Genomic DNA, 11,190 nt, shown 5'->3' on the forward strand with positions numbered 1-11,190 from the left:
CTTCTGTTGAAACACGCGTATATATGGTAACTCTCTTCATTTTTTCATCCCCAAGTGTCCATCGGTTTACCGTCGGACACTTTGATTGCCTGCATTTTATATAAGTTTTATGAAATTTTAACGGAAATGCCTTTTTTTAGGCGAAAAGCCCATCGAGATCATTTCACAAAAATTGAATTGCCCGAACGGCTACTGCCGCAAAGTCCGTGATATTCATTCTCAAGGGTCTGTAAAAATACGTGGATTTACTAAAAAGGTAATTTTAGTATAATCAGTATATATAATAGATATACTAAATCTACATTTTGATATAAAACAGCGGTTCAACGGCAATCGCGATATAATGTATCATGCATATAACGGCTGTATAATTTTTAAAACGTTCCGGCATTAAGTCATGGATGGCAAAGAAAAGCAAGGGCATTCATGACATTTTTCTTCGTACCCTCGAAAAGATTATTGCAACAAATTTTTTTGGCAGGATATATACAAAATTCTTTGAAAAAATGACACTGGATGAATTTGGAATGGCTGGAATAGAAAAAAACTGCAAAGTTTTGCACATTGGATGCGGGGCAGTACCAAATACGCTCTTGGTACTTGCCATGAACACGGATGCATCCTTTGTAGGTATTGACAGGGACAAAAAAGCTGTTGAAAGAGCAAAAGATATGGTGGACAGATACGGGCTGGGCAACAAGATACATATAATGGAAGGGGATGCCATGTCATATCCTACTGATGTTTTCGATGTAATTGTTATTTCTCTAGGTGTTGAACCAAGAGAAAAAGTGTTTGAAAAGATAAGGAAAGAAGCAAAAAACAATACAAAAATTGTTGCAAGGAAACCGTGGGATTTCATGGATAAAATTTACGGCAGGGAAGAATTCGTTTCTCGCGGATTTAAAATAATTAAAACATTCAACCGACCGGATTTCATAAAATCGATGCTTCTAGTAAAGGCAGACCTGGAATAATAGTGCTATGCACTTAGTACCATCTTTCTTTCTGCCATTGCAAATCCGACGATAACACTTTTCCATCCCTCCAATTTTTTGTCGAGTTTGGCATCGCCAGTATCTACAAAAAGATATGGAGTTTGGGATAGTTTATGAGGTGTTGCCACAATAATGATATTGTCTATTCCAACCTTCTTTATTACTTTAGGACTTATTTGCTGGTTTCCCCTTCCAAAAATAAATCCCTGCCTGCCAATGGGACTTACAACTATTCTGGCATTATTGCCATCCAGATGGCCCAGTATGTCATTCTCACACGCATCTCGGACGATCAGTTTTCCATCTTTTATAACATCTACTCCAAGTAAACTTTTTTTTATCCCGACGTTTTCGGCAATCTTTTCCGTTGTGCTTCCTCCACAGAGAATATATGTTCCCTTACCAAGAAGAGGAGACAAAAATGAGGCTATTTCTTTTTTCTGGATGCTCTCACTCATCGAAATAAAGATTTCTTTTCCTTTTTGAACCAGAATTTTTTCGTAAGGTGTCATGGCATATCCATACAGCTTTATTTTCATCACCCCTTTCCTGAATGCTCCTTCATCCACATCCATTATTTCTGTCTCAATTATCGAAGAATTGTTCTGTAAAAATTTTAGAATTATTTTATTTGCTGCGGTAGGAGTGATAGCAAAGACCGATGAGTACATTTTAACGCCCGCTGGGACACCGATAACAGGCACTTTTTTGCCAATAATGTTGTACACATCTCTTGCCGTTCCATCTCCGCCGCAAAAAACAATTAAGTCAATTTCTCTTCTCAGAAATTCTTTGCACGCATTTTTTGTATCATATGCAGATGTATTTTCTGATGCTCTATACACAACTTCAAAATTTTGTTCCAGGCAGTTTTCCCCCATATCTGAAGAGCATGTGATAATCTCAGCATGGACCTCAACTTCTTTCATCGCCGCCTTCGCTCTATCGACGGCCGTAGGCACACTTCCCTTCCTTATCGCTTCTTCCACCATTCCATCTGTTCCTTTTAGACCAACGCGTCCACCCATGCCCGCTATAGGATTTACGAGAAAGCCTATTTTTTTCATCTATATCTTTGGTAATCTGGCTATCGCTTGCTTTACTAACTCTGCGGGATATTCGTAGTCAATAAGTTTCCCGTCAAGATACGCATCGTATGCAGTCAGGTCAAAGTTGCCGTGACCAGAATTGTTGAACAGTATGGTTTCTTCCTCGCCAGTTTCTTTGCACCTCAACGCTTCATCGATTGTCGCTTTTATTGCGTGGGCAGCCTCGGGTGCAACAATGATCCCTTCCGTTTTTGCAAATATAATTGCTGCCTTGAATACTTCGTTTTGATGATAGGCTGCCGCATCCATAACTCCGTCGCTGGTGAGCTTGCATAGTATCGGAGAATCCCCGTGATAGCGAAGACCTCCTGCGTGAATTGGAGGTGGTACGAAGTCGTGTCCGAGTGTAAACATCTTTATCAGAGGAGTCAGACTGGCTGTATCGCCGAAATCGTATTCATATAGACCTTTTGTCAGTGTTGGGCAAGCAGTTGGCTCACATGATACTATTCGCAAATCAGGTTTTTCTCCTCTTAATTTGTCTCCCACGAATGGAAAACATGCTCCCGAGAAGTTGGAACCACCGCCGACGCATCCGAATATTGCATCGGGATAACCATCGACCGATTCAAACTGTTTTTTTGCTTCCAAGCCAACTATTGTTTGATGCATACAAACATGGTTGAGCACGGAACCGAGTGCGTAATTCGTATCATTGTGGGTTGCCGCATCTTCCACAGCCTCTGATATTGAAATACCCAGGCTTCCTGTTGTATTCGGATCTTTCTCCAATACTGCTCTTCCGGATTTTGTCCTATCCGTTGGGCTCGGCAAACATTCTGCGCCCCACGCCCGCATTAGGCTCTTGCGATAGGGCTTCTGTTCATAGCTTGCTCTCACCATGTAAACCGTACATTTCATGTCAAATAATCTTGTAGCAAATGCAAGCGCAGAGCCCCACTGTCCAGCACCGGTTTCTGTTGCTATCCTTTCAATGCCTTCCTTGCAATTATAATATGCTTGGGCTACCGCAGTATTTGGTTTATGAGATCCTGGGGGTGATACACCCTCCCATTTATAGTATATTTTTGCAGGAGTTTTTAGATAGTTTTCCAATCGGTAAGCCCTGTACAACGGTGAAGGTCTCCATAATCGATAAATATCCAGAATTTCCTCTGGAATATTTACATATTTTTTGGTGCTAACCTCCTGCCTTATCAGTTCCATTGGAAATATCGCCTTCAGGTCATCCGGGGTTATCGGCTCTTTCGTAGCCGGATTTATCACAGGATCCAATGGGGTAGACAAATCCGCCTGTATGTTGTACCATTTTTTTGGCAATTCGTCTTCATCAAGTAATATTTTTATTTTTTTTATGGGCATGTATTGAAAATGAGAATATAAATTTTTGTATAAAATTATACAACAATGTCTATAAAATAGCCTTAAAGTGTGATTTTGTATTGTATGCGGTACTTTGTTTAACACTTAAGGAGAAAGCATCCTTTCGCTCTTAAATTTGTGATTCACTTCTCACAAATTGGCAAGAGTATTGTTCCCCCAGAACAATTTTACCCACCGAAAATGATATAAAAAAACGGTATTACTGTATTGGTGAGGCAATGAACAAGAAAATAGAAAGTTTTTTGTTATCTGTGTAATGGCAGCAGGTGTAATCCTGCCATCAATACCGTTTGATGCCGAGGGCGCATCGGCACCAAGCGAGCCGTTGGATCCCTGTTTCCTTGCGGGGACACAAATCACAATGGCAGACGGTTCCCACAAAAACATCAAGCAGGTGGAAGTGGGCGATATGGTGAAGTCCTTTGACAATGGCTCAATTGTTATCGGCGAGGTAACGGAAGTATATTCTCATAACCCTAGCGAAATGCCGGAATACTACATGGTAATCAATGATAAACTTCGGGTAACCCCAAACCACATCATTTATGTCAACAATGAGTGGATACCTGCCAGAAATATCACTGAAGGAGATGAACTGCTTGGCGAGCACGATGAGACTGTAATTGTCACCTCTGTAGAACGAGTGCAGGAGCAGGCTCCCACATACAATCTTGAAATTCAGAGCTATCATACCTTTTTCGCGGATGGCATATTAGTGCATAATGCAAAGGCTCCGGCAGAGCCGATAGAGCCGATTAATAATCCTCCGTACACACCAAGCAAGCCTTCAGGACCTACCTCTGTTAAAACTCCTCCTGCGCGTTTCCTTAGCGGAACGGCGATACGGATGGCGGATGGCTCACACAAGAACATTAAACACATCGAGCAGGGCGATGTGGTTGTTTCATACAACAAAGGTCAAGTGGTGAACGGAGAGGTTATCGATGTGTATGAGCATACTCCGGAGGAAATGGGAGATTATTATGTGGTTATCAATGATAAAATTCGGGTGACACCAAACCATTTCCTTTATGTGAGTGGGAGATGGATACCCGCCAAGCAGGTAAAAATCGGCGATGAGCTAATTGGTGAAAACAAGGAGGTTGTTATAGTCACCTCTGTGGAAAAAGTGTGGGAACAGGTACCCACATACAATCTTGAAGTCGACATATATCACACCTTTTTTGCAGATGGAATATTGGTACACAATGCGAAAGCAGGCTATACGTATTCGACATCAACCACCGACCCAGATGGTGATAACATCTATTATTTGTTTGACTGGGGCGATGGCACTGACTCTGGATGGCGTGGGCCATATAGCTCAGGCTCCACAGGATATGCGTATCATCTATGGAACACTCCTGGCACCTATCAGGTGAAGGCAAAGGCAAAGGATGAACATGGTGCGGTAAGCAGCTGGTCATCATCTTTAACAGTGGTGGTTAACGCTGCTCCTGTTGCAGACTTTACTTATTCGCCATCATCTCCAACCACCCAAGATACAATCCAATTCACTGATCAATCAACAGATGAGGATGGATATATTGTCTCTTGGTCATGGAACTTTGGAGATGGAGCGACATCCAGCATACAAAATCCTACACACCAGTACCCAGATGATGAAACATATACTGTTACATTAACTGTTGAAGATAATGATGGTGCTACGAGCTCTGCATCGAAAGATGTAGCGGTTCAAAACGTTGCTCCAACTGCAAATTTCGACTATTCCCCATTGGATCCAACAACTGAGAGCATAATACAGTTTACAGATAAATCATCAGACTCAGATGGAGATATAACAGCATGGCAATGGAACTTTGGAGACGGGTCTACTACTTCTACACAACAAAATCCAAGCCATGTTTATACATCTGCTGGCAGTTACAGTGTAACTCTAACAGTTACAGATAATGATGGCGCAACCGCCAGCAAAACAAAAACAATAACCGTTATTACTGAGAAAGAAATAGATATAGGTTTCATAAGGAGTGTAACAGCTCAACTCGCCTACTATATATTTTCATATTCTCGGGGGAGGTACTTTGGAACAGAGGGAGAACAAGCCACATCAATATATATTCAAAGTAACATGACTTGGATAGGTCTCGAAAGCGCCTATCGTGATCCCATTGATAAAGATTCATTAAATGTAAGGCCAGAGGTTACAAATTATTACCTAAACGTAACAGCCACAAATAAAACTGATCCTGATGATATCCATTGGGTAAATAGAACTTTGGGATCAAGTTTTCCATTCCCACCTCTTGTACCAGGAACACATGATTCAGGATGGGTTGGTATGTCAGACGAATATCAAGAAGGAATGATTTGGTTGCTAGAGGAAAACTAGGAGAAACCCTATGATTGGGTTAAGGAGATAGATTTACACACGGGAATGGCTGGAGTTATTTTAATGGATTGTTGGAACGATACATTCTTTATGGCTGGAACACGGGTTCAAAAAGGTGGAGTCTCTGTAACTGGAGCAGATGGAAAATGGATAAAGCAGTACCTAAATAACCCAAATTACAAGGTGAAGGCAAGGATATATATGGAAGATACTTCCTCATCAGTAGAAAGCTATAACGTCATGGGGGAAATTCCTGGGATAGATAACTCAAAAGTAATAATCGTCGGAGCACATTATGATGGATTATGGAATCAAGCAGCAATAGACGATGCTATCGGAACTGGCATCATGTTAGGAATAGCGAAATATTTCAAGGAAAACAACATAGTTCCTAAATATAAATTAAAGTTTGTCGCTTTTGCTGGAGAAGAGTGGCAAAGAAGAGGATCTAAGGATTATAAAAAAGAATATCTAGAAACATCTGAAGGAACAACAACTTCAACAGAAAATGTAGAATATATGATTAACATTGATATGGTAGCCCACAATACTCTATCACCGCTAAATATGACATCTAATGACGCATCTGTAGTGAGCAAGGTAAACGAAATAGCACAGCAAATAAATTATGAAGGAAAGTCAGGCTATGAATTCGATTCCATTTACGGCACTCCAGAAGCAACTGATGCTGAGACATTTGTAGATTATACAACAGTTATTGATTTTGGGAAAGAGCTATATAAAGGATATCATAGAGATGGGAATAACCACAACAAAGGCGATGTAATGGGCAATATAGATGATGACGACTTAAGTGCTACTGCAGAACTAACATTGGAAGTTGTTAAATGTTATGCAGTGGAAAACCCGCCAAATGTGCCATCAAATCCATCTCCAGCCAATGGTGCTACTGGTATTGGTATCAACACAGATATAAGCTGGACTGGAGGTGATCCAGATCCAGGCGATACAGTAACATATGATGTATACTTTGGTACTGATTCAACTCCTGATTCCACTGAACTGGTATCTTCTGGACAAACAACCACAGTATATGATCCAGGAACTTTAAGCTATTCAACTACCTACTACTGGCAGATAGTGGCAAAAGATAACTGGGGTGAAGTTAGTGGAGGAGAGATATGGCATTTCACTACAGAAGGAACACCAAATAGCCCACCATATACTCCTTCTAATCCATCTCCAGCAGATGGCGCAACTGTACCCATAAATGATGGATCTTCTCAGCAACAAGCATCAACAACAGCATCGGAGCTAGCTGCATTAAGCCCTGTAAATACATTGAAGTTGAGCTGGACTGGTGGAGATCCAGATGGAGATGTTGTTTACTACGATGTCTACTTCGAAGCAAATGACAATACGCCTGATGTAAAAATTGCATCTGATATAACATCAACAAGTTGTTATATAAGCAATTTACAAGCTGGCACAACTTATTACTGGAAAGTGGTTGCGACAGATGAGCATGGTGCAACTACATATGGACAAGTATGGCATTTTTACACTGTTTAGCTGAGGTACACCTGAAGCATAGCTTTTCCCCTTTATTTTTTATTTCTATATCTGGGAAAGACCAAGGTTAAATATGAATAAATCCATTTCTTGTACAGGAGTAGATCCATCAATGTAATATGCTTTTGCTTTTAGAGTATGTTTCCAAAACGCTTTTTCGTTTAATACAATTTCAAATGGTGCAGCTGTATCTACTCCTACCAGGCCATCATCCAGATAGAACTCAACTTTGCTCACATTTTCTTCATTAAATGCATAGATGTTAACGCTTATCTTTCCAATTATTATTGTGTTTCCATATTTTGTTGGCATGATTTCTCTGTCGTTGAAATAAAGAAAACCTTGCTTCGGCCTTTCTATTTTTATTCCACCGATAGCATATAATCCACCGACTAATTCACCATCAGATGTAGTGTTGTGTCCCCCAACATATATCGTTCCGTCTTTTCCTATTGCAGTAGAGGAGGAAATGCCACTGGTTGCTACCAGTATTCTCCATTTTTCTGTTCCATCCGGATTTATAGCATATAATATTCCTCTTTGGAAAAGAGGATAAGAATAGTTTTCTGCACCAACATATATCGTTCCATCTCCTACTATAGATGGAGACTCATGTATTACTCCAGTTTTAAATTTCCATTTTAACGTGCCATTAGGATTTATAGCATATAAAAAACCATTAGATAGTCCAAAGACTGTTCCCATATATATTGTTCCATCTTCTGCTATCGCTGGAGCTTCTTCCGCATCTTCTGGCAGTAGAACTTTCCACTTCAATGTTCCATTCGGATTTATTGCATACAGATATCCATCCCATGATCCTATGTATATTGTTCCGTCATCTGCTATTGCAGGAGATGTTCTTACTTCTGCTCCTGTTTCAAACTTCCATTTCAATGTACCATTTGGATTTATTGCATATAAATGATAGTCATGCGATCCAATATATATTGTTCCATCGTCACCAATAGCTGGAGAAGAATAAATCCAAAAGCCAGTATCAAAATGCCACTTTTCTGTTCCATCAGGGGATATTGCATAAATTCTGCCTTTGTCACATCCTGGTCCAACTATGCTAAAATAAATTGTCCCATCTTTTCCTATAGCAGGAGATGAATGTATTCTACATATTATATCGTGACCATCGTGACAATAAAATTTCCATTTTAATGTACCATCTGGATTTATTGCATATAAATAGCCATCATCACAACCCACATATATTGTTCCATCTTTTCCTATAGCTGGAGAAGATATTATCCAATCTGCTTCAAATTTCCATTTTAATGTACCATCTGGATTTATTGCATATAAGTGCCCTTTAAAAATAGGTGCTCCCCATGCTCCAACATATATTGTTCCATCTTCTGCTATAGCTGGGGAGGAATCTACCCATTCCCCTGTTTCAAATTTCCACTTTAGTGTGCCGGGATTGCCGCTTGTATCATACTCACTCCTTCCTGTATGCTTTACATCATGGCAAAACATTGGCCAAGGTGAATCTTGTAAGCCATCATTATTATCAAAAGATAAAGGGAAAGCTATCGAAGCATTTACTATGACAAATATAAGAGCAACTGCAATGCATATTCTTTTCATATCAATTTCTTCATTATTAATAGATTCTTGGCATAAATAACTAACGACGTCAATAAAAATTTCAGGGGAATATATCCTTTTTCCTAAACAAATTTAAGGACAATGAGGATATAAAACCATGAAAAAGGTTGCAGCGTTGTTGATTTCATTCCTTTTATTCATTCCATTTGCATCTATCGATGGAGGCAACGTTGCTTCAAACATGAATACAAACAATACTCTTTATGTTGGGGGCTCTGGTCCAAACAACTATACAAAGATACAGGATGCAATAAATGATGCAAGTAATGGTGATACAATTTTTGTTTATTCAGGCATTTACCCCGAGCATGTAAGAATATACAAACCAATAAATTTGATTGGAGAAAATGAAAATACCACGATAATAGATGGAATGAATGAAACAGATGTAACGGTCTTCAGCATAACAGCAAATCATGTCAATTTCAGTCACTTTACAATAAGAAATATCTCTGGTGGGAAATGGACATTCGGTATAAAAATAGAAGATGGAAATCATATTGAAATCTCAAATTGCATAATAAAAGAGTGCGATGGAATCGGGATTTTTTCAACGGATAACATTTCCATAGAAAACTGCAATATATCTCAGAACTATTGGGGGCTAGATATCAGAGGAGGTAATAACATTGAAATAGGAAATTGCACAATATCGTACAACATTGGTAAAAAAGATGATAATGGATGGCTAATAGGGGGAGATGGAATATTTGCAGAAGGAGTTAGCGAAGGTCCTATATCAAATATTCGCATAACCAATTGTTCCATTTACCACAACGGAGACGGAGTAGAAGTATTCGGTGCATCCAATGTATTTATTTCAAACTGTGACATAAACACTTACAATTTCAGCGGGATTAACATTGGCCCATCGATTTTCAACTGCACTATTCTAGACTGCAATATCTCTCATGGATATGTAGGAATTGATATGGGATCGGTGGATGCAAAAATTGGGAACTGCAGTATAACTGGAAATTTTTGGGGAATAAGGATGGGATCTACATCTAAGGATGCAAAAGTTTTTATACGATATAACAATATTGAAAATAATAGTTATGGAATTTATGTATGCACAGGTATTTCTAATAGTTATATCGATTACAATAATATCTATAATAATGGCATAGGAATGAAAGCAGAATTTTCTGTATGCAATGCCCGCAATAATTATTGGGGCAGTCCATTAGGGCCGAGCCATTTGTTCGGGCTGAGGGGAGATAGAATACAAACAACACTGGCGAAGGTATTTTATTTCCCATGGCTCAAGGAAGAATGTAAAATAGGCTAAGGTGAGGACATTGTTAAAGAAAGAAAACCGCAAACTCTTTTTTCTTTTATTAGCAGCTGCAATACTTCTCTTGCCCTTTTTCCCTTTTCTTACTCTTGCCTTTCCGTTGTGGATTACTGCTGAAATCCTAATTTTTATAGGGTTGATTAAGCTCATAAAAAAATAGGGAGCATTAATTCTTGCATTGTGATGTTTGGATTTTTTCTACAATCTTAAAGCGAAGACCATCTCAAACCGAACCCGGAAGTTAAACCCGCACTTTTAGGTATGGAAGATGAGCATTTTATTTCATCTTTCCAATTTTTCCTCCCATTTCATAACCTCTTTTTGAGAGAATGGTAGCACAATAAAAGTAATGTAGTTAAACAGAGCAAACTAGAATAAAGCAGTTTTTTATACCTCGCTTTAATATACAATATCATGTGGAGAAAGATATATGCCTTATTCAAAAAATTTCCAGCACAGCAAAAAGTGGTAGAACTTCTCCTTACTTATGGTTTGCGGGTAGAAAATAATACTCTTTTTTGTGGAAAAATCGAATTATCGTATTCCAAGGTTGCAAGGGCAGTAGGAGTTGATAGGAGAGCAGTGGTAAGCACAGTCGAGGCGGTATGGAAAAACAAGGATTTGAGAAAAATTTTTTTGATGCTTCAGCCAACGTGCCATTTAAAAGAAGTGGCACCACAAATGAACTGGGGAGTTGTGGAAATAATACCCGTGGACGCCAGTATGCCGGGGATACTTGCTTCCGTTTCTTCAATTATTGCAAAGGCAAAAATAAGCATACGCCAGGCGATAGTGGATGATTACAAACTTTCAAAAGAGCCCAGGCTTTTTATTGTCACAGAAAAACCGTTGTCCGGAAACATACTTTCAAAAATAAGGACAAGCAAGGGAGTAAAAGGGGTTGTTGCATACTGACCGAGAATCTTTAAAAAG

8 protein-coding genes are annotated in these 11,190 nt (G+C 39.2%); 5 read left to right on the plus strand and 3 right to left on the minus strand.

Annotated features, from left to right (window positions below; all coding sequences use genetic code 11):
- Positions 1–401 precede the first annotated feature (401 nt).
- The gene (locus tag U9O96_03385) at positions 402–977 is read left to right on the plus strand and encodes a class I SAM-dependent methyltransferase (protein MEA2054149.1); all 576 of its coding nucleotides are present in this window, start codon (positions 402–404) and stop codon (positions 975–977) included.
- Between the two features lie 5 nt (positions 978–982).
- Here U9O96_03385 and U9O96_03390 read toward each other — a convergent pair whose 3' ends face one another.
- Positions 983–2,065 carry an ATP-NAD kinase family protein gene (locus U9O96_03390; protein ID MEA2054150.1) on the minus strand — a complete coding sequence of 361 codons (1,083 nt, stop codon included), beginning with the start codon at positions 2,063–2,065 and terminating at the stop codon, positions 983–985.
- The gene (locus U9O96_03395) at positions 2,066–3,430 is read right to left on the minus strand and encodes a TrpB-like pyridoxal phosphate-dependent enzyme (protein MEA2054151.1); all 1,365 of its coding nucleotides are present in this window, start codon (positions 3,428–3,430) and stop codon (positions 2,066–2,068) included.
- A gap of 277 nt (positions 3,431–3,707) precedes the next feature.
- Here U9O96_03395 and U9O96_03400 point away from each other — a divergent pair, with 277 nt between their 5' ends.
- Both U9O96_03400 and U9O96_03405 read left to right on the plus strand, forming a co-directional pair.
- Positions 3,708–5,807 (plus strand): PKD domain-containing protein, encoded by a 2,100-nt coding sequence (locus tag U9O96_03400; protein MEA2054152.1) that lies wholly within the window; start codon positions 3,708–3,710, stop codon positions 5,805–5,807.
- A 63-nt stretch (positions 5,808–5,870) separates the two neighbouring features.
- Positions 5,871–7,340: a M28 family peptidase gene (locus U9O96_03405; protein ID MEA2054153.1), complete on the plus strand. Its 1,470-nt coding sequence runs from the start codon at positions 5,871–5,873 to the stop codon at positions 7,338–7,340.
- 45 nt (positions 7,341–7,385) lie between these two features.
- On the opposite strand, the gene U9O96_03410 is transcribed toward U9O96_03405, so the two are convergent.
- Positions 7,386–8,939, minus strand: coding sequence for a PQQ-binding-like beta-propeller repeat protein (locus tag U9O96_03410; protein MEA2054154.1), 1,554 nt, complete (start codon positions 8,937–8,939; stop codon positions 7,386–7,388).
- 118 nt (positions 8,940–9,057) lie between these two features.
- Between U9O96_03410 and U9O96_03415 the strand changes: the two genes are divergently transcribed.
- Positions 9,058–10,251 carry a right-handed parallel beta-helix repeat-containing protein gene (locus tag U9O96_03415; protein MEA2054155.1) on the plus strand — a complete coding sequence of 398 codons (1,194 nt, stop codon included), beginning with the start codon at positions 9,058–9,060 and terminating at the stop codon, positions 10,249–10,251.
- A gap of 420 nt (positions 10,252–10,671) precedes the next feature.
- Complete coding sequence (locus U9O96_03420) at positions 10,672–11,172, plus strand: amino acid-binding protein (protein MEA2054156.1); 501 nt, start codon at positions 10,672–10,674, stop codon at positions 11,170–11,172.
- The last annotated feature ends 18 nt before the right edge of the window (positions 11,173–11,190 follow it).

This window comes from Candidatus Thermoplasmatota archaeon (assembly GCA_034660695.1).
Taxonomy (GTDB): domain Archaea; phylum Thermoplasmatota; class E2; order UBA202; family DSCA01; genus JAYEJS01.

Bases quoted from the DNA above. Each gene is read 5' to 3' on its own strand.
- U9O96_03385 (MEA2054149.1), top strand. From the start codon at position 402: ATGGCAAAGAAAAGCAAGGGCATTCATGACATTTTTCTTCGTACCCTC.
- U9O96_03390 (MEA2054150.1), bottom strand. From the start codon at position 2,065: ATGAAAAAAATAGGCTTTCTCGTAAATCCTATAGCGGGCATGGGTGGA.
- U9O96_03395 (MEA2054151.1), bottom strand. From the start codon at position 3,430: ATGCCCATAAAAAAAATAAAAATATTACTTGATGAAGACGAATTGCCA.
- U9O96_03400 (MEA2054152.1), top strand. From the start codon at position 3,708: ATGGCAGCAGGTGTAATCCTGCCATCAATACCGTTTGATGCCGAGGGC.
- U9O96_03405 (MEA2054153.1), top strand. From the start codon at position 5,871: ATGGATTGTTGGAACGATACATTCTTTATGGCTGGAACACGGGTTCAA.
- U9O96_03410 (MEA2054154.1), bottom strand. From the start codon at position 8,939: ATGAAAAGAATATGCATTGCAGTTGCTCTTATATTTGTCATAGTAAAT.
- U9O96_03415 (MEA2054155.1), top strand. From the start codon at position 9,058: ATGAAAAAGGTTGCAGCGTTGTTGATTTCATTCCTTTTATTCATTCCA.
- U9O96_03420 (MEA2054156.1), top strand. From the start codon at position 10,672: ATGTGGAGAAAGATATATGCCTTATTCAAAAAATTTCCAGCACAGCAA.